18 protein-coding genes are annotated in these 19,014 nt (G+C 61.1%); 5 read left to right on the forward strand and 13 right to left on the reverse strand.

What is annotated here, in order from left to right; genetic code table 11:
* Positions 1-54: 54 nt before the first annotated feature.
* The 3 genes from QP941_RS03460 to prpD are packed head-to-tail and all read right to left on the reverse strand — an operon-like array spanning position 55 to position 3,670.
* Positions 55-1,212, reverse strand: a complete 1,158-nt coding sequence (locus QP941_RS03460; RefSeq protein ID WP_239278882.1) for a bifunctional 2-methylcitrate synthase/citrate synthase — start codon at positions 1,210-1,212, stop codon at positions 55-57.
* A 14-nt stretch (positions 1,213-1,226) separates the two neighbouring features.
* Positions 1,227-2,159 (reverse strand): methylisocitrate lyase, encoded by a 933-nt coding sequence (prpB, locus tag QP941_RS03465; RefSeq protein ID WP_284868015.1) that lies wholly within the window; start codon positions 2,157-2,159, stop codon positions 1,227-1,229.
* Positions 2,159-3,670: a 2-methylcitrate dehydratase PrpD gene (gene prpD / locus QP941_RS03470; RefSeq protein ID WP_284868016.1), complete on the reverse strand. Its 1,512-nt coding sequence runs from the start codon at positions 3,668-3,670 to the stop codon at positions 2,159-2,161. The genes prpB and prpD overlap by 1 nt, the downstream gene beginning before the upstream one ends.
* Positions 3,671-3,836: 166 nt before the next feature.
* Between prpD and QP941_RS03475 the strand changes: the two genes are divergently transcribed.
* Positions 3,837-5,150, forward strand: a complete 1,314-nt coding sequence (locus QP941_RS03475) for a short-chain fatty acyl-CoA regulator family protein (protein ID WP_284868017.1) — start codon at positions 3,837-3,839, stop codon at positions 5,148-5,150.
* A 70-nt stretch (positions 5,151-5,220) separates the two neighbouring features.
* Here the strand turns inward: QP941_RS03475 and QP941_RS03480 are convergent, their stop codons facing one another.
* From QP941_RS03480 to upp, 4 genes are all read right to left on the reverse strand, one after another.
* A complete protein-coding gene (locus QP941_RS03480; RefSeq protein ID WP_284868018.1) occupies positions 5,221-6,648 on the reverse strand; it encodes an NAD(P)H-quinone dehydrogenase in 1,428 nt (475 codons plus the stop codon).
* Positions 6,649-6,718: 70 nt separating this feature from the next.
* Positions 6,719-7,909 (reverse strand): M20 family metallopeptidase, encoded by a 1,191-nt coding sequence (locus QP941_RS03485; RefSeq protein WP_284868019.1) that lies wholly within the window; start codon positions 7,907-7,909, stop codon positions 6,719-6,721.
* 93 nt (positions 7,910-8,002) lie between these two features.
* Positions 8,003-8,377: a helix-turn-helix domain-containing protein gene (locus QP941_RS03490; RefSeq protein ID WP_250412699.1), complete on the reverse strand. Its 375-nt coding sequence runs from the start codon at positions 8,375-8,377 to the stop codon at positions 8,003-8,005.
* A gap of 48 nt (positions 8,378-8,425) precedes the next feature.
* Entirely contained in the window at positions 8,426-9,061 is a 636-nt protein-coding gene (upp, locus tag QP941_RS03495) for a uracil phosphoribosyltransferase (RefSeq protein ID WP_284868020.1), read from the reverse strand.
* A gap of 57 nt (positions 9,062-9,118) precedes the next feature.
* Between upp and QP941_RS03500 the strand changes: the two genes are divergently transcribed.
* Genes QP941_RS03500 through QP941_RS03510 form a run of 3 tightly spaced genes read left to right on the forward strand, consistent with a single transcriptional unit; the run spans position 9,119 to position 11,632 of the window.
* Positions 9,119-9,397 (forward strand): chemotaxis protein, encoded by a 279-nt coding sequence (locus QP941_RS03500; protein ID WP_284868021.1) that lies wholly within the window; start codon positions 9,119-9,121, stop codon positions 9,395-9,397.
* A complete protein-coding gene (locus tag QP941_RS03505) occupies positions 9,398-10,342 on the forward strand; it encodes a C40 family peptidase (RefSeq protein WP_284868022.1) in 945 nt (314 codons plus the stop codon).
* 51 nt (positions 10,343-10,393) lie between these two features.
* A complete protein-coding gene (locus tag QP941_RS03510) occupies positions 10,394-11,632 on the forward strand; it encodes a SatS C-terminal domain-containing protein (RefSeq protein WP_284868023.1) in 1,239 nt (412 codons plus the stop codon).
* A 329-nt stretch (positions 11,633-11,961) separates the two neighbouring features.
* On the opposite strand, the gene QP941_RS03515 is transcribed toward QP941_RS03510, so the two are convergent.
* Genes QP941_RS03515 through QP941_RS03525 form a run of 3 tightly spaced genes read right to left on the reverse strand, consistent with a single transcriptional unit; the run spans position 11,962 to position 14,583 of the window.
* Positions 11,962-12,993 (reverse strand): alpha/beta hydrolase, encoded by a 1,032-nt coding sequence (locus tag QP941_RS03515; RefSeq protein ID WP_284868024.1) that lies wholly within the window; start codon positions 12,991-12,993, stop codon positions 11,962-11,964.
* On the reverse strand, positions 12,994-13,671 hold the full coding sequence (locus QP941_RS03520; protein WP_284765946.1) for a type 1 glutamine amidotransferase domain-containing protein: 678 nt from the start codon (positions 13,669-13,671) through the stop codon (positions 12,994-12,996).
* Positions 13,672-13,692: 21 nt separating this feature from the next.
* Entirely contained in the window at positions 13,693-14,583 is an 891-nt protein-coding gene (locus QP941_RS03525; protein WP_284765947.1) for an amidohydrolase family protein, read from the reverse strand.
* 39 nt (positions 14,584-14,622) lie between these two features.
* Here QP941_RS03525 and QP941_RS03530 point away from each other — a divergent pair, with 39 nt between their 5' ends.
* Positions 14,623-15,828 carry a D-alanyl-D-alanine carboxypeptidase family protein gene (locus QP941_RS03530; protein ID WP_284765948.1) on the forward strand — a complete coding sequence of 402 codons (1,206 nt, stop codon included), beginning with the start codon at positions 14,623-14,625 and terminating at the stop codon, positions 15,826-15,828.
* Here the strand turns inward: QP941_RS03530 and QP941_RS03535 are convergent.
* The 3 genes from QP941_RS03535 to trpS form a co-directional block, all read right to left on the reverse strand.
* Positions 15,791-16,723, reverse strand: a complete 933-nt coding sequence (locus QP941_RS03535; RefSeq protein WP_284868025.1) for an RDD family protein — start codon at positions 16,721-16,723, stop codon at positions 15,791-15,793. The two genes, QP941_RS03530 and QP941_RS03535, sit on opposite strands and share 38 nt — an antisense overlap.
* A 56-nt stretch (positions 16,724-16,779) precedes the next feature.
* Positions 16,780-17,859, reverse strand: coding sequence for a YhjD/YihY/BrkB family envelope integrity protein (locus tag QP941_RS03540; RefSeq protein WP_284868026.1), 1,080 nt, complete (start codon positions 17,857-17,859; stop codon positions 16,780-16,782).
* A 102-nt stretch (positions 17,860-17,961) separates the two neighbouring features.
* Positions 17,962-18,987 carry a tryptophan--tRNA ligase gene (gene trpS / locus QP941_RS03545; RefSeq protein ID WP_284767822.1) on the reverse strand — a complete coding sequence of 342 codons (1,026 nt, stop codon included), beginning with the start codon at positions 18,985-18,987 and terminating at the stop codon, positions 17,962-17,964.
* Positions 18,988-19,014: the final 27 nt, after the last annotated feature.

Here is a 19,014-nt window from a genome sequence, read left to right on the forward strand (position 1 = left end):
CTCCCCCACCCCGAGAATGAAAATTGTCTCTGGAGGAGGGGGAGCTTGTGAGTTTTAGAAGGACTTCGGCGGAACCGAACGCTGCTCCTCGCCGTTATAAGCGGATAGCGGGCGGATAAGCGAGTTATTCTCGTTCTGCTCTACGATGTGCGCAGTCCAACCGGTAATGCGGGCCATCACAAAGATTGGCGTGAAGAATTCAATGTCGAAACCCAAGATGTGATAGGCAGGGCCAGCGGGAAAATCGAGGTTAGGCTTGATCTTGATCGAGGTATTTTCCTCCATCGTCTTGGCCATGATGTCGTACATCTCAATCCATTGGGTCTGGTCATGTTGTTCGGCCAGCTCCTTAAAGGCGGCCTCCATGGTGGGAACTCGGGAGTCGCCGTTTTTGTAGACGCGGTGACCAAATCCCATGACCAATTCCTTGTTCGCCAGCTTCTTTTTGGTCCACTCTTCTGCCTTGGCAGGATCGGCAATCTCCAGGAAGTTTTTCATCACGGCCTCGTTGGCACCGCCATGCAGAGGCCCCTTGAGCGCGCCGATGGCCGCGACGATGGCGGAATAAGTATCGGACATGGTGGAGGTCACCACGCGGGCAGCGAAGGTGGAGGCGTTAAATGAGTGCTCGGCGTAGAGAATGAGGGACTTATCAAAGGCCTCGATATCGGCGCGGTTGGTAGCTGGGGAGCCTTCCTCATCACCGAAGACCATCCACAGGAAGTTCTCCGCAAAGCCCTTCTTGCGAGAAGGTTGGATGTAGCCCTCGCCGCGGCGGCGTCGGATATCGAGAGCAATGATCGTGGGAATCTTGGCCATTAGCTCAAGCGCGGTACGACGGATATGTTCAGAGTCCTTGGTATATTCCTCTGGGTCTTGGGAACCGATATAGGAAATGGCGGTACGCAGAACGTCCATTGGGTGGCACGACAGCGGCATGGACATGATGAGGTCAATGACATGGCGCTCCAAATGGCGCAGGGCTTTCTCGCGGGCAGAGAAACGGATGAGGGATTCCTGCCCCGGTAGCTTGCCGTTCCACAGCAGATAGGCCACTTCCTCGAAGGAGCAATAGCGGGCAAGCTCTTGGACGGGATAGCCGCGGTAGGTCAGCGAGTTGGTCTCAGGAACGACCTTGGACACGGCAGTCTCATCGACGACGACGCCATACAGGCCCTTACGGATTTCGGGGGTCTGGTTCTTATCGGACATGGTGGGAATTCTCCTTAGCTTTCGAAGGTTGGTCGGTAGGTGTCTTTGGAATAGGTGAAAACGGATTGGTCGAAGTCGTTGTATTCCTCGTAGCGCACCAGCTCATAAAGGCGGGAACGGTGTTGCATGCGCTCGAGCCAGTCAGTTTGTAAGCCGGTTTCATGCATATCCCGCAGGAAATCCTCGGTGGCGCCCATAGCCACGCGGAAGGTGGAGACAGGCCAGATGACTGCGTTATAGCCGAGGTCTTCTAGCTGTTGCGCCGAAAGCAACTCGGTCTTGCCGAATTCGGTCATATTTGCCAGCAACGGGGTGTCAACAGCGGCGCGGAACTTTTCAAAGTCTGCTGGCTGATACAACGCCTCAGTGAAGATAAGGTCCGCACCAGCATCGGCGTAAGCCTTTGCACGGTCGATGGCGTCATCAATGCCATTGACTCCTGCGGCATCGGTGCGGGCACAAACAATGAAGTTAGGGTCGCGCCGCTCGTTGACCGCGGCGCTAATACGGCGGAGCATAATATCTGTGTCCACCACTTCTTTGCCGTCGAGGTGGCCGCAGCGCTTCGGGTTGACCTGGTCTTCAAGGTGGCATCCGGCTAGGCCTGCGTCTTCGAGTGCGGCTATGGTGCGGGCGGCGGACATGGGTTCGCCGAAGCCAGTGTCGGCATCGACAAGCACGGGCAGGTCCGTCGCGCGGGCAATCTGGCCCGAACGTTGCGCCACCTCAGTCAAGGTGGTCAGGCCAATATCGGGAAGGCCCAAATCATTGGCCAGCACCGCGCCGGAGACATAAACTCCGCCGAAACCACCGATATCCTGAATTAGCCGCGCGGTCAGAGGACTGAACGCGCCCGGCAATCGGGTAATGGTGCCGGATTCAAGGTCGGCGCGGAATTGCTGGCGCTTTTCCGCGGGAGTTTTCAAAGAGCCAAATAGTCCAGCCATTAGAAGAGTCCTTCCGGTTTCTGGGGTGCGGCGGCGAGGTGAGCATCGGTCACCCGCACGTTTAACTCGGTAAGGTCAGTGAGATTTTCCAAGTTTTGGACGGCGTTGAGGAAGCGCTCTTGTTCGGCCTCGTCCACGATGCCGTTTGCGAGTTTTCTGAACTTCTCTATGTATTGCTCGCGTGCAAAGGGTCGGGCACCAAGCGGGTGGGCGTCAGCAACGGCGCGCTCATCTTCTACCACCGTGCCGTCTTTGAAAGTGATCACAGCCTTGCCGCCAAAGGCCTTTTCAGAAAGGTCGTTGGAGTGATAACGGCGGGTCCACTCGGGGTCCTCGACGGTGGAAATCTTGTGCCAAAGTTCGATGGTCTCCGGGCGGTTGGCACGCTCGGGAGCATAAGAAGCCTCGTGGTCCCACTCGCCGTCCTCAAGGGCGACGGCAAAGATGTACATGATGGAATGATCCAGCGTCTCCCGGGAAGCAGAGGGATCCATCTTTTGCGGATCATTGGCACCGGTACCAATGACATAGTGCGTGTGGTGCGAGGTATGCAGAACGATGGACTCGATATCCGCTGTCCTCAGTCCCCTTTCTGCCAGAGTTTTCTTCAATGCAAAGGCCATATCGATGGGAGCTTGGGCCTGGTATTCGGCCGAGTGTTCCTTGGTGTAGGTATCCAAGATGGCTCGTTTTGGCTCGCCGTCCTCCGGCAGCGGGACGGAGTAAGTGCGCTCCGGCGAGTGCAGCATCCACGCGATGAATCCATCCTCGCCTTCCCAGATGGGCGCCGGCGCACCTTCACCGCGCATCGTGCGGTCGACGGCTTCAATGGCCATCTTGCCCGCGAAGGCTGGTGCGTAGGCTTTCCAAGAGGAAATCAGGCCCTTACGGGATTGCCGGGTGGCGGTAGTGGTGTGCAGCGCTTGGCCCACCGCCTGGTAGATCGTGTCCCTATCCAAACCGAGCATGGTACCGATGCCGGCGGCCACGGAGGGCCCGAGGTGCGCTACATGGTCAATCTTGTGCTCGTGCAAGCAGATTCCTTTAACGAGGTTGACCTGGATTTCATAGCCGGTAGCGATGCCGCGGATAAGATCACGGCCGCTAAGGCCCTTGTGCTGCGCGGTAGCAAGAAGCGGCGGAATATTGTCCCCTGGGTGCGAGTATTCAGCGGCGAGGAAGGTGTCGTGATAGTCCAGCTCACGGACCGCTGTGCCGTTGGCTAGGGCGGCCCATTCGGCCGAGTAGGCTCCATCCACACCAAATACAGTGGAACCTCCCTCGCTTACCGGGTGTGCCTGGGCCATGGTGCGGGCGGAGGTTACAGGCCCCCGCGCCACGGAGGCCATAGCCACAGCTGCGTTGTCGATAATGCGGTTAATAATCATGTCGGTGGTCTCGGCTGGGACCTCTACGGGGTCCGCGGCTACTTCTGCCACCTTGTATGCCAAGTGTTCCTCATAGGGAAATTCCTCGGCGGATTTATGGGTGCGTACCTCGTGCTTCTTCACTAGATGGGTCCTCCTTCACTCTGCGGTGCGTTGCACATCACACTAAATGCTTGAATGTGCTCTGCGCTATAAGTAGGGTGTGTGTAATCTAGCGGAACGATTCAGTGGAATCTGCAAACCTTGTGGTTTCTGCTGTTCACGGCGGCGAAAGGTGGCCGAACTAGCAATGACCAAGCATTATGCGGGGGCACGAATCCATGCACTGCGCAAGCAGCGGGGGCTAACACAGGTAGCGATGGCCAAACAGTTGGGACTATCAACCAGCTACCTCAACCAGCTCGAAAACGATCAACGCCCGCTTACCGTCACCGTGCTCATGCAACTGTCACAGCGCTTCGACGTGGATCCCGGATACTTCGCCGACGACCGCGATACGCGCACCATCACCGACCTGCGCCGCATCTTTCCCGACGCCGCCGAAGACTCCTTGGCCGACCTAGCCTCGCGCTTTCCGGAGCTCATGCCCCGCTTCGTCGACGTCGCCACCCGCGCCCCAGCGCGGGAGCGCTCCCCTTTTGAGCTCGTCCGTGATTTTTTCTACGACGCCCATAACTACATCCACGAGCTCGATGTCCTAGCTGAAGAGCTCGCCGGCCAACTCGGTGACCGGGTGCTACGCCGCGGCCGTTTAGCGTCCCGCATGCACGAGGATCTTGGCGTTACGGTCCGCTTTTCCCGGCCAGGACCACGCCGCGACTTCGATCCAGACACCCGGGAGCTTGCGCTTCGTGACGGCCTTTCCGAAGCCCAATTGGTCTTTGAAATGGCGCTCCAATACTGCCTGCTCGCCTACCGCGATGTCTGCGATAACCTCGTCTCCGAGCTTCCTGCCGGCGAGGCGCAAGAACTAGCTACCTTAGGGCTCGCACAGTACTTCGCGGCCGCGGTCACCATGCCCTATCAACCGTTCCTGTCGATGGCTGAGAAGACCCGCTACGATATCGACCTGTTGTGCAACTACTTTGGCACCGGTTTCGAAACCACCGCACAACGCCTGGCCACCCTCCAGCGCCCAGGCCTTACCGGCGTGCCCTTTTCCTTCATCCGCACCGACCGCGCTGGGAATATCTCCAAGCGCCAATCCTCCACCGCCTTCCACTTCGCCCGCTCGGGCGGGTCATGCCCATTATGGGTAGTCCACCGCGCCTTTGAGACGCCCAATCGCATCACCCGCCAGGTAGCCGCCATGCCAGACGGCCACGCCTACCTGTGGATAGGGCGCTTTGTGCAAGGAACCGCGCAATCTTGGGGAACCCCTCGCAAAGAGTTCGCCGTGGGCTTAGGCTGCGATATCTCTGAGGCCGACCGCATTGTCTACGCCGATGCGCTTAATTTAGACGTATCCGCCGCCACCCCTATCGGCCCTGGTTGTACCGCTTGCCCGCGCGAGCATTGCCCCCAGCGTGCTCTTCCTCAAGCGGATCGCGCCATCCAGGTTTCACTCAATCGCACCGCCGAGCATTCTTACTCCACCTTTTAGCGGCGCATGAAAAAGCGCCCGATCTCGACTGATTATCGAGTGCGGGCGCGAAGAGAGGAATTGGTTTCGTTTACTCCAGATCGTCGTGGGCAACGAGGCGTCGCGCAGCCTCGGTGATGGTGCCCGACAGGGACGGGTATACGGCGAAGGAATCGGCCAGCTGGTTCACGGTGAGCTGGTTCGTCACGGCCATGGCAATAGGCAGGATGAGCTCGGAGGCGGTCGGCGCAACGATGACGCCGCCGATAACGCGGCCAGAGGTGGCGCGGCAGAAGAGCTTGACAAAGCCGTGCTGCAGGGAACGCATCTTGGCTCGCGGGTTGGTATTGAGCGGCATGGTGATGGTGCGGGCGGCGACTTCGCCGGCCTCAATCTCTGCCTGGGTGAAACCGACGGCGGCGATTTCCGGGCGGGTGAAGACGGCGTTGGCCACGGTCTTCAGGCGCAGCGGGGACACGCCCTCACCTAGGGCGTGGTACATGGCTACGCGGCCCTGCATTGCGGCGACGGACGCCAATGGGAAAAGGTCCGAGCAGTCACCAGCGGCGTAGATGCCGGCGATATTGGTGCGGGAGACGCGGTCGACTTGAATGTGGCCGGACTTGGCGGTTTCCACGCCGACGTTCTCCAGTTTGAGGTCCTGGGTATTCGGGATGGAGCCGATGGACATGATGACGTGGGAGCCGGTGATTTCGCGGCCGTCCTGCGTGGTGACCAGGACGTTGCCATCCTCGGTGCGGTTGACGGTTTCCACGCGGCAGTTCTTTTCCAGTTCCACGCCGCGCTCGCTCAGTACGGTCTCGAGGACGTCGGCTGCGTCGGCGTCGTCATGCGGCAAAATACGGTCGCGGGAGGCAACCATGGTGACCTTCACGCCCAGCTCTGCAAAGGCGGAGACGAACTCGGCACCGGTGACGCCGGAACCGACGACGATGAGGTGCTCCGGCAGCTCGGTGAGGTTGTAGACCTGTTGCCAGGTAAGGATGCGCTCACCATCCGGCTGAGCGCCAGGGAGAATGCGAGGGGTGGCGCCGGTGGCTACCAAGACGAGATCTGCGTTAATGGTTTCCTCGTGGCCGTCCTCGTTGAATACGGCGGTGACCTTGTGGCCGCCGAAGGCATCGGCTTCCTGGTCCTCTGGGAAATAGCCGCGGCCATCGATAACGCGTGCGCCCAGGGATTCCACGGTGGCGCGGATATCGGAGGACTGCTTGCTTGCCAGATCCTGCACGCGCTTATTCAGTGCGGTCAAGGAAAGATGGGCCTGGCCAATGCCCTGGTTAAGTTCCATATCCTCGGCACGGCGCAGGTCGGTTTTAATATTGGCACCAGCGATGAAGGACTTGGAAGGAACGCAGTCCAAGATAACGCTGTTACCGCCCATGCCTTGGTCTTCAATAATGGTGATTTCTGCACCATACTTGGCGCCTGCCAATGCGGCTTCATAGCCTGCCGGGCCACCGCCGATGATGACAATTCGCTTGGTCTGGTTCAACACGCACTTGCTCCTTTATCAGCTCCACTTTAAAGGTCGCTTACGAGTCTAACGTGTAGGACCTTTTAGCGCGTTAGTCTGTCTCCGCATTCTCCCCAATGAACTGCTCAACCACGGCGCCGAAGAGCTTGATGCCCACACCTATGGCCCGCTCATCCACGATGAGATCGCCCATATGCAGGTCATGCTGCTCGCCCTCGCCGGACCAGCAGCCAAGCCGCGCCATGGAACCGGGGACCTTTTCTAGGTACCAGGAAAAGTCCTCGCCGCCGGAGGACTGCGGGGCTTGCACGACGGCCTGCGGGTCGATGGATTGGGCGGCGGAGGCAAGCAGGGCGGTTGCGACGTCGTCGTTAAGCACTGGCGGAACACCGCGGTTATAGGTCAGCTCGTGTTCTACGCCTACCGGCGCGAGGACCTGCTCCACCAGCTCGGTAAAGAGGCTTTGCATATCGCGCCAGATGCCAATATCGGCCGTGCGCATGGTGCCGGTCAGGCTGCCGGTCTCCGGAATGGCGTTCGGGGCGTAGCCGGAATTGACCTGGCCAAAAACCAAAACGGTGCCGGTGCGCGGGTCAACCCGGCGTGAGAGCAGCGCGGGTAGCTCGGTGATCACCTTGCCCAAGGCGTAGATGACGTCGGCGGAAAGGTGCGGGCGGGAAGTATGTCCGCCTGGGCCCTTGATATTGAGCTCCACCACGTCGGTAGCAGAAGTAATCGCCCCGGCGCGGATACCGATGCGCCCCACGCGCAGCTTGGGCTCGGCGTGGATGGCGAAAATGGAATGCACGCCCTCCAGCGCGCCCCATTCAATAACATCGGTCGCACCGCCGACCCATACCTCTTCGGCCGGTTGAAAGATGACACGAATGCCCAGCGGAAGATCGTGGACGCGTTGGAAATCCGCCAATGCGCAAGCCAGACCGAGCGCCACGGTGGTGTGCACGTCGTGGCCGCAGGCATGCATCTTTCCGGGAACTTCGGAGGTATATTCCAAGCCAGTGACCTCCGTGACCGGCAAGGCGTCGATATCGGCGCGGAAGGCCAGCCGGCCTAGCTCCGTATCGGGGCCTATGTCTACCATGAGGCCGGTCTGTGGGAAGCGCTGTGGCTGCAAGCCATAGTCCTGCAGGATAGAGGCTAGGAAGTTGGTGGTTTCCACCTCTTGGTTCGCGGTTTCTGGGTGGCGGTGGATATGGCGCCGCCACGCGATGACCTCCGCACGGTGGGCATTGAACCACTCGTTGATGAATTCCGAGATCATCCGCGTGCCTTCCCTGTCATTGAAATACGTCTGGGTGCAAAGTCTACAACTAGACCATGCGGTTCAGTAACTCAGGTGGTGATGCGGGGTGCTCTAGCTCAGGGCGCCATTCCACGTGGCGGCAAACCGACGCCGGTCCACATAGCCTTGCGGGAAGGGCGCGACGTCCTCGGCAACGGCCACCGCGGAATCGGTCAAATGCCCTTCCACCACGTCCCCGCCGGCCGGCAGCAGTACCGCCGGCGGGATTTCTAGGGCCAAGGCCAGCTTATATACCGTAGACAGCTGCGGATCGGCCATGGCGTGCACGCCATTTTCGTTGCGCTCCAGATTAGAAATTTGGCTGCGAGAGACCCCAGAAATCTCCGCCAGCGCCTGCTGTGAAATCCCCCGACGCTGTCGCACCCGCCGCAATTGTTGCGAAAATCCGTGGCCGTAGCTCGACCACATTAGATGAATGAAACTCATATTCTCCCCCCTGGAAAGTGCGGTCGCCTTTCCAGGGAGAAGATTACCTTAAAGGTCGATATTGCGCGGACCGTAGAGGCGGTCGCCGGCATCGCCCAAGCCCGGAACGATATAAGCATCCTCGTTGAGCGAAGGATCGATAGCGGCGGTGACTAGGCGCACCGGCAGACCGGATTCAGCCAGCGCATCCACACCCGGCTGCGCCGAGACCATGCAGATGGCGGTGATATCGGTGGCGCCGCGGCCAGCGAGCAGCCGCAATGCGTGCAGCAGGGAACCACCGGTGGCCAGCATTGGATCCACCACGAACACCGTGCGGCCGGTCAGGTCCTCCGGCAATGCCTCCAGGTACGGCACCGGCTCGTGCGTCTCTTCGTTGCGGGCCATGCCAATGAAGCCGACCTGTGCATCCGGAATCATAGACAGGGCCGGGTCCACCATGCCCAGCCCGGCGCGGATGATCGGCACGATGATGGGCGGGTCCTGCAGGCGGGTGCCCTGGGTGGTAGACACCGGGGTGGCGCAGTCGAAGTTTTCCACGGCAAGGTCGCGGGATGCTTCATAGACAAGCATGGCGCCCAAGTCTTTCAGGGCGGCGCGGAACGCGGAGTTATCGCTGCGCGCATCGCGCATTAGCGTTAGGCGGGAGGCGGCAAGCGGGTGATCTACTACGTGGATGTCCATGACCACCACTTTAAACTTTTTGGGAACCAAATGGGCCATTGGGCAGTCCAATAGGGCATGAGACCTTTCACGATCGATACTGACTATGCCCGCCACCTCGCCCGCGACCTGCACGCCCAGTCCCAAGGGGAGAATCCGCCCCATCCAATTTTGCCTGAAGATTCCGCATTCACAGCTTTCAATGAGGCCGTGCATGCCGCGCTCGATAATGTGGGCGCGCGCATGAGCGTGCTGCGCAACGATATGGGGCAGGTTGCCCACTCCGGTTTCCAGATGTCGCGCGAGGCAGAAGACACCGATGCCTCGCTAGGCCTGCACCTTGGGGCGGCGATGTAGATGCTCGATACCGCGCTCAAGCAGATTGCCACCATGCAACCGGCACAACTTCCGGAGGTTGAGCTTCCTCGCGTGCCGGATCTCTCCGCCGCCGAACCTTTGGCCGCCATCGCCCACGGCAATCCCGCTCCCCTACTCGAATCGGCGAAAAATATCGATCTCGATAATGCAATCATCTCTGCCGCGCTCAGCCAGGCCCGCACCTTGGTAGCGGGTACCATCCGGGATCTGGTGGGCATCGCCACGCAGCTGGTGCGCCAGGCCCTGCCCACCGCGCTGGGTTTCCTGTCGCTGGATCCGTCGGCGCGTGCCGCCGCTCTGGCTCAGCTTCGCGCGCTTATCTCCCAGCACTTGGGCATGGCCACTGCCCGCGTGCAGCGCCTGATGGGTGATCTCAGCGCGGCCGCTCAGTCCTTGCAGCTCGTAGCGCAGCGGCCGGTGCACTCCGCGCTTGCCGATGCCCCCGTAAGCCCCACCGGCGCCCAGCAAGCCACCGCTCTTCCAGAACAATCCGCGGCGGACGATGGGGCCGGCGCCGATGCTGCCCCACACGACGCGCCTTCTCCCCCGCCCGCACCAGAGTCTTCTGCCGAGGGTGGTTCGGCCGCCGGGCAGGCCGCGGTCGCCGCGGCGAAGAGCCAAGTGGGACAGCCCTACGTGTGGGGTGGCACCGGAAACGGTGGCTTTGATTGCTCGGGCCTTACCCAATGGGCTTATTCGCAGGCCGGAGTGGACTTGCCGCGCACGGCGGACCAGCAGGCGGTGGGTCAGCAGGTCAGTGCGGATCAATTGCAGCCCGGTGACCTGGTGGTATGGGACGGGCACGTGGCAATGTATTCCGGCAATGGCGAAATCGTGGAGGCTGGTGATCCGGTGCAAACCAACCCGCTGCGCACCACGAATATGGGCATGCAATTCAAAGGATTTTGGCGCCCCACGGCCTAAGGCCGGTGCGCTCTCGCGCGCTGCTTAGGGCGTTGGGTAGACTAAAACGCCATGAGCACCCGCGCAATTGTACCTGTAAAGCTCTCGCTGACCGAGGGCGATTTTTATACCCTCTGGGCACCCAAGTGGCGCCAAAATGGCTCCGAGTGGCAGGCCTTTTTGGGCGATGACGAGGCCGTCCTCGCCTTTAACTCGCCCGCCGAGCTGCTGTGCTTCGTGGAGTCTGGCACCAAGCACGATTTGCTGGACCACCCGCAGTGGGACCAGTTTGCCGGCCGCGATGCGGACCGCGTTACCCCGGCTGAGCGGAATGAATATGATCTCATCGGCATGCCGGAGGCGCTGGCTGGTCGCCCGAGCCACCAAAACGTATCCACGGTGGCCCGCAACCTGGAGATAGCCTCCGCGCTTGCCGACGTCGCCGGTGCAGAGCACACCACCATCTTCTTCGCCTCCCACTCCATCTTGCGCAATGTCTCCCGCGGCGCCGACCACTACTCCGGCGAACAGGGCATGAGCGAGTGGTCCGGCGTGGGCCACGTCATCGCCGGCAACTGGAAGAAGGTCATCGAGGACCTGGATGAGCACGTCCGCGTGGTCTCCAGCGATGACTTTGATGCGGCCAAGGTTTCCGATGCCAAGGAGCGCATCTCTTCTGCTGCTGCCGCCTCCGCTGCAGCGGCCAAGGAAGCCGAGGAAAAGCGCAAGGCCGCCGCCGAGGCCGCTGACCCGTACGATAATTCCCCGTGGGCCGCGGCCGGCATCGATCCCATCAAGATCACCGCGCAGTCCAAGTCCGTCTACACCCTGCGCACCTACCTAGACGGCAAGCCCATCTTCTTGGGCAAGTGGGGCGAGATCTTCACCTTCGATTCCCCGAAGACCCTGGTGCGCTGGATCATGGACAACGATGACCACGACCTAGCCCGCGTATCCACCTGGGAAGAGGTTGTCGCCGCCGCCAACGCCGGTGAATTGGAAGTACAGGTCCACCCGGATAACCAGTACTCCTTCAATGGCATCGTGCGCGATATCGAAAAGGGCCCGGAGGCCGTCGATTCCGATCAGATGGCGCGCTGCTATGAGGTATGCGCCGATGCCGCCGACTGGGCCGGCGACGATTCCATTAACTCCTATATGCTGGCCAACCCGCGCCTGCAGGACTACTTGGGCTACATGCTCGGCTCCACCGAGCACGCCGGCTACGTACCGTCCAAGCCATATAACGAGCACGCCGAGTCTTGGAAGGGCTTGGAGGATATGCTCATCAAGCGCTTCTCTAAGTTCTAAACCCACACGGTTCGCACGACCCCGGCCGCGCGTAGCACATCAGCCGCCCCCGCCTTTGTCCCACTGCACAGCAGCTGGACGGAGAGGGGCGGCTTTTTGCGTCTAGCGGCCCGGCGCTTCTTCCTCTTGGCGTCGGCTCCGGTCGCGCATGTATTTATCGAAAATTAGCCACCCTATCCAAAGACTGAGTCCGACAATGGATCGGCCTAGAGTCCCTATTCCAAAGACTCCGCCCAGAATCAGACCAAGAACAATAAGGCTGGTGAAAAATACGACCCACGACACGTGCGTGTAGTATTTCATCGCTCGTCCTCCCTTAGTACGTGACTTTAGAGGTGGCGGCGAAGGTGGTCAATGAGGGCGTCGATAAGCTCGCGCGATTGCGGCGCCTTGGGTTTAATCTGGTCAAACCCGTGGTAGGCGCCGGCCCACACGTCGAGGGTCGTATCCACGCCGGCCGCATCGAGGGCTTGGGCAAAGGCCACGGATTCATCGCAGAAGAGGTCGATGCCACCCACCCCGATCCACGTCGGCGGCAAGCCGGAAAGATCACTGCGCGTGGCTGGCGAAGCATAAGGCGGCAGGTCAACATCCAAGTGGTCATCTCCCAGGTACATGGACCACGCGCCGCGGTTCGGGCCCGCCGTCCAGATGAATTGGCCCACCGCACCGGACTTATCCGTGGTGCGGTGATCCAGCATGGGATAGACCAAGCCGAGCGCGCGGACCGGATGGCCCTCATCAAAGGCACGCTGCACCAGACCCGCGGCGAGGCCGCCGCCAGCGCTATCGCCAGCGACCGCGATGCGCGAGGTATCCCCGCCCAGCTTATCGCCGTGTTCTTGCACCCAACGCAGCGCGGCGTAGCACTCATCATGGTCCGCTGGGAACGGCTCCTGGGTGGATTTGTGGTAGCGCGGGGCCACCACGATGGCACTGAGCTCGGACGCCATGCGGGCATTCTGCGGGTCATACATTGCGGGTCCACCAATGAGATGGCCGCCGCCGTGCGTCCACACCACCACGGGGCGCGGCCCAGCGGTGGCTGTGCCCTGGGAATCGCCGCGTGGGGTAAGCACGCGGGCGCTAAAGGCGTGGCCATCGAAGGAAGCGGAGAACTCCGTAATATCCACCGCGTGCCGCACCGGACGGGAGAAATCGATGCTGGCAAAGAAGCGGCTGGCGCGGGCAAAGGTGGCGTCGGCAAGCAGGTGCATAGGCAAGTACAGAACCGGGCTGCGCAGCCCCGGTGCCACCTCGCGCAGGTACGGCCGGCGGCTGAGTGCATACGCCGCCATGCCCGCGGCCCCGGCCACACCGGTCAGGGCAGCCCCGGCCTTGAGGACTCGCGAAACGCGCATTTAGAAATCGCGCAGAATGCGCTGTGCCAGCGGCTCAGAAGAGGCGGGATTCTGGCCGGTGTAGAGGTTGCGATCCACGATGACATTCGGGGACATGGCATCGGTTTCTTGATAGTCCGCGCCCAGCTCGCGCAGGCGAGTCTCCAATGCCCACTTAGCGGCAGCGACCATCTCCTCGCCTTCCTCGGCATTGCTAAAGGCGGTCATCTTGTAGCCCTTGAACAGCCAATTCTCATTATCCACTGCCAATAGCGCGGCCGGGGCGTGGCAAACGAGGCCGAGCGCGCGGCCGGAATCCATACGCGCCTGAATAAGCTGGGCAGAATCCTGATCGTAGGCAAGATCCTCCATCGGCCCGTGGCCTCCTGGGTAGAAAATGAGGTCATAGTCTTCCTCATTGACATCCGCCAGGTTCAGCGGGTTCTCTAGCGCCACGCCCAACTCTGCCAAGTAATTTTCCTGCGCCATGCGCACGTTATCGGGCAGTACCTCCAGGCTGTACTCATCTACGACGGGAGCCTTCGCCCCCGGGGTGGCGAAGTGGATATCCCAGCCTGCGCCCTGGAAGACGCGGTGCGGGGCAATAAGCTCCTCGGCCCAATAGCCGGTCGGGCGCTTGGTGCCATCGGCCAGTGTCCATTCCTCAGCAGCGGTAACAACAAAAAGTACGGAAGGCATGTAATTCTCCTTTAATCGTTTCTATTCTTCAGCGGCGTCTGCCGCATCTGCGAGGGACTCTTCCGTGTCCGGGCCAGCAAGCTCCGGATCAGATAGTTCCTCGTATGCTGGCAAGATAACCGTTTCTAGCAGATGCTGCCGTAATTCCTGGTCAGCGAAGGAATTCTCCACCGCTTTGACGGTAAGATCGAAAAATTCCTCCAGCCCGTAGCCAAAGGTCTCACTCAGCGCGAGGAACTGCTTGGTCAAGGTAGACTCGCCCGAGGAAATGGTGCAGGTAAAACCCAGCTGTTGCAGCAGTGGCAGTGGGTGGTCGGTCAGCTCCTCGGCCTCCTCCAGTGGGGTAAAGACCAGGGGAATATGACGGTCGCGGATGTAGCCAGAGGCCTTACCCGGCACGATGCCTTCAATATTCGCAGTGAAGTCATCGATCATATTCACCGGGTGGATAAGGCGGTTCACGCCGGCCTGGGCGGCGCGCTCCACCTCTGCGAAGTCCTCTCCCACCAGGATCTGGGTGGGCAGGTATGCGGCGCGGAAGTCTGCGGCCGCGCCCGCTTGGTCCTGAGGCAGGTTGTAGCCCACCACGGGGGCGTCGTCAGGCACTACTGCCTCAGGGGCCGTGCCGGCGAGGACGAGGCGGGAGTCGAGGGAAGGAATGCGGGCTGCACCGGCGGCTTCGACAACCGCGGCAGCGTCTAGGCCGATCTCTGCTGGATCCAGGTGCAGTTCCGCGTAGACCACACCATCGGCGGCCAAGGCTTCGTAGCGCTCGCGGATGGTCGCGGTAAGTTCCTCCGGCGCGGTGGCCGTGGAGGAAATAGTCTCAAAGAGGGAGACCTTAGGAAGCTTGGCCACCACGTCGGCGGCGGAGTCCTTGTTTTCAGGGCTAATCAAAGGCGCGTCATGCATGCGTCCCATCGTAGGCACGGGCCTAAGATGTGTCATGTCATGAAAAGAATTATCGCTAGTTCTCTCGTTGCCGTCCTGCTCAGCGGCGCACCGCTCGCGCTGGCGGAAGAGCCGGAAACTACTACCACCACGCGCACCACCGCCCCGGATACCGATAAGTGCCCGCACGCCGAGCGCCCGGAAAAGGCCACCACCACCTCGGAGCGCCTCGCTCCTGGGCAAGCCTCACCCACCCCGCTGCCACCGGTGGACAGCGATGAGCCCTGTGGCACCACCCTGCCCGAAGGGTTCAAGGTGGATAAAGATGTGGTGGCCGCGGCGTGGATGGTCTCCGATATCGACACCGGCGAAATCATCGCGATGAAGGACCCTAACGGCCGCTACCGGCCGGCCTCCATCATCAAGGCGCTGCTGGCGCTGGTGGTCATCGACGAACTGGACCTGCACCAAAAGGTCGAGGTGGGCGAAGAATCGGCACAGATTGATGGCTCAGCGGTAGGCATCGGCCCGGGCGGCACGTACACGGTGGAACAGCTTTTGCAGGGCTTGCTCATGGCCTCTGGCAACGATGCCGCGCACGCCCTGGCCCAGGAACTGGGCGGGGACGAGGCCACGCTGCGCAAGGTCAATGACAAGGCGGCCGAGATCGGCACGAATTCCACTTATGCGGCCAGCTACTCCGGGCTCGATGCCCCGGGCATGTCTACCTCGGCAGAGGACATTTCCCGCATTTACCGCGCGGCCTTCCATAACCCGACCTTCGCGCGGATTGTGGATACAGAGTCCGTGGAGTTCCCCGGCTGGGGCGACCTTGATGGTTACCAATTAGGCAACGATAACGGGCTCTTCCTCAATGATCCGGATGGTATTGGTGGCAAGACGGGCTTTACCGATGATGCACACCATACCTTCGTCGGCGCGCTTGACCGCCATGGCCGGCGGCTGCAGGCGGTGCTGCTCGATACCACCGTGGAGCACGGCCCGCGCGCGTGGGAGCAGGCTCAGAAACTGCTGCACGAGGCCTATAAGGTGCATCCCGGGGATGGTGTAGGGCATTTGCTTGCCGACGCCCATTCCGACGCCAACTCCCCTGCGTCCCCTGCGGCAACGCCGGCGCCCGATGCCCAGGCGCAATCCGCGAACTCTTCCTTGGACGGGGTGCAGGGCTGGCTCGGCTGGGTTATCGCCGGCGCCGTAGTGTTGCTGGCTATGTGCGTGGGTGCTTTTTCACTACTTCGGCGTTAGCCCACTCATCGTGGGTGCCGCGGCGGTTATTCTTCTCCGAAATGGTGAAGGTATGCACGCCGGCGCCCACCCAGCTGGCGAACGTACCGGGGCCCGGCACGATATTGACTAGGCGCCACCACTGACGCTTAGCGGACTGGGTGAGGGTGAGCCGCTCTTTGGTGTCGACATCGCGCACCGTGTAGCCCATCAGCAGCTTAGCCGGGCTGGCGCCGAGCCAACACTCAGTGCCCAAGGTGTAGAGCAGCAAGATGATAGCGCCGCCAATGAACGTCGAAAGCTCATCCACGCCGCCGGAGAGCAGCGCGCCGCCGAAGCTGCCGCTAATGAGCGAAAAGAAGATGAGGTCCAAAATGGCCATGCCGATGCGCGCATCTTGACCGGCACGCTGGCTAATTTCAGGCGCTGGGTGCTGTACCAGCGGTGCGGGGACGGCAGCGTTCGCCGTTGCCGGCGGGAATGGATTGTGCTGCGGGGCAAAGGGATTGCGCGAATATGGCGACCCATAGGGGCTCGCGGTCTGCGCAAATCGCGGTTCCTGCTGAGCGTGACGCCCCGGCCCGGCCGCCTGACCGGGCTGGAATGACTGAGCTTGCTGCTGGGCCTGCTGCGGCTGCGGGTTCCACTGCCCTACCGCGCCCAGCTGCCCTAGGTCTCCCCAGGTGGGGCGCACTCCCGCCGCGCACGCCTTATCGTATTCGGACCGCTTTGCAGCAGAGCCCAAGACGCTGGCAGCGATGCGCAGCTGCGCGCGCCGCGGATCTTCAATGTCTTGGCCTTGCTGCTGCAGCAGCACATCCTTGGACTCCAACAAGACTAAAAGCTCGTGCTCGCCATCGCGGCGATCTAGTCCCCATTCCTCATAAAGATTCGGTGCGATGTCATTGGCATTCATAATGCTCTATCTTAAAGCCCACCGGCAGCGGCGACCTCACCCCTAAGGAGGAGATTTTACTTACGGCGCAACAGGCTCCACGCGCCCACGGCCGCGGCGCCTACAGCGGCGCCAACGCCGAAGGTCGCACCTGCAGGCGCGTCTTCCTTGACCTCGTTGCGGACGCGAATAACGGCCGGCTCTGGGACCGGCGGGTGAGCGTACTTCAGGGACTCGGCGGTGGTGGCGGTCCACGCGGAGACGTACAGCACCACGCGCCAGATGAGGTACATGACCACCATGAGCACGATGACCGGTCCGAAGACCGCGCCGGCCGGGCTGCCGGTAGCAGAGGACATGATGACCGTAGACAGCTGCTTAAGCAGCTCGAAAGCGACGGCACCGATGGCTGCGCCGATAAGGCCGGACTTCTTCGGAACCTTGGTGCGCGGCAGGATCATAATCAGCCACCACATGACAATGAAGTTGGCCAGAAGGCCCACAGCCAAGCCGACAAAGAAAATCACCAGGTCCATGCCCGAGAAGGACTCGATTCCTACGCGCTCAAAGATCTTCTGGGTAAGGCCGGAGGACCCGGCAGCGGTCACGCCAAAGGCGATGAGGAATGCCACGATAAGGCCAATGAGGCCCACTAGGTCAGACAACTTCTTCTTCAAGAAGGAACCGCCCTCGTTGGCATCGATGCCCCACATGGCCGAGATACCAATGCGCAGGTTATTCATCCATCCCAGGCCGGACCACAGGGTGGTCAAACCACCGATACCGAACATGGCGCCGCGTTGGTCAATGGCGGTATCGAGGATTTTGTTAACCGTATCGCCCATATCGCCATCGATAGAACTGGTGATATGGGATTGCAGATCATTGAGCAGGTCCTCGCGGTTAGCCAAGACGGCGGCGACGGTGGCCACGATCAGCATGGCAAGCGGGAAGATGGAGAGCACCGAATAATAGGTGATGCCGGCGGCAAACTGGTTGCCGCCTTCGGCACCGTAGCGCTCATTCATGCGCATGAGGTGATCAACGAACCTGGACTTGGAGCGAATCTTATCTACCGCACCGGGATCATCGGCATTGGCGCGTTCGATGCCGTAGTGGTCCGTCTTCTTCGAGGAGGATTGCGTGGTGGTAGGCACGTGCTTCCCTTCTTGCTCGCACAGTTTTTATCTCACCTAGAGTAACTGGCAAACCCCCACTTGTCCCTTTGTGGGGTGGGGCACGGGGGAAGCGGCCGCTTGCTACTTGCGCAGGCGGGGAAGGAAGCCGACCTTTTCATAAACGGCGTCGACAAGCGGCTGCGCAATCTCTTGCGCCGTCTCCGCACCCTGAGCCAGGATGCGCTCGAGCTCGCCGCGGTCCGCCATCAACTCGTCATAGCGCGCCTTGAGCGGAGTGGTAAATTCCTGCAGCGCGTCGGCGGTATCGACCTTGAGGTGGCCGTAGCCCTGGCCGGCGTACTTTTCCACCAAGGAATCGATGGATTCACCGGTGAGCGCAGACTGGATGACCAGCAAATTGGAGACACCCGGCTGCTTGTCGCGGTCGAAGGCCACCGAGCCCAAGTCATCCGTCACGGCAGACTTGATGCGCTTAGCCGAGGTCTTCGGCGCATCAAGCAGGTTGACCAGGCCCTTCGGGTTGGCGCCGGACTTAGACATCTTGGAGGTCGGCTCCTGCAGGTCATAAATCTTTGCCGCACCCTCCGGGATGAATGGCTCCGGTACCTTGAAGGTCTCGCCGTACTTATTGTTGAAGCGCTCGGCCAGATTGCGGGTCAGCTCCAGGTGCTGGCGCTGATCCTCGCCCACCGGCACATAATCCGGCGAGTAAAGCAAGATATCGGAGGCCATGAGGATCGGGTAGGTAAATAGGCCCACCGAGGTTCGATCCGAGCCCTGCTTGGCGGACTTATCCTTGAACTGGGTCATGCGGGAGGCCTCGCCAAAACCGGTGAGGCACTGCAGTACCCAGGTCAGCTCCGCGTGGGCGGGCACGTGCGACTGCACGAAGAGCGTGGACTTTTCCGGATCAATGCCCAAGGCAATGAGCTGTGCGGCACCCGCGATGGTGCGGTTGCGCAGCTCCTCCGGATTTTGCTCCACGGTGATCGCGTGCAGGTCAGGGATGAAGTAGAAGGCGTCATAGCCGTCCTGCAGGTCAATCCACTGCTTGAGCGCTCCTAGGTAATTACCCAGGTGATAGGAATCAGCGGTGGGTTGGATACCGGACAGGACGCGGGAAACGGTGGAATTGTCTGCAGTCATGGTGCCTTATCCTACCCCCTAGCCTCG

The sequence above is a fragment of the Corynebacterium sp. MSK150 genome (assembly GCF_030229215.1).
GTDB lineage: Bacteria > Actinomycetota > Actinomycetes > Mycobacteriales > Mycobacteriaceae > Corynebacterium.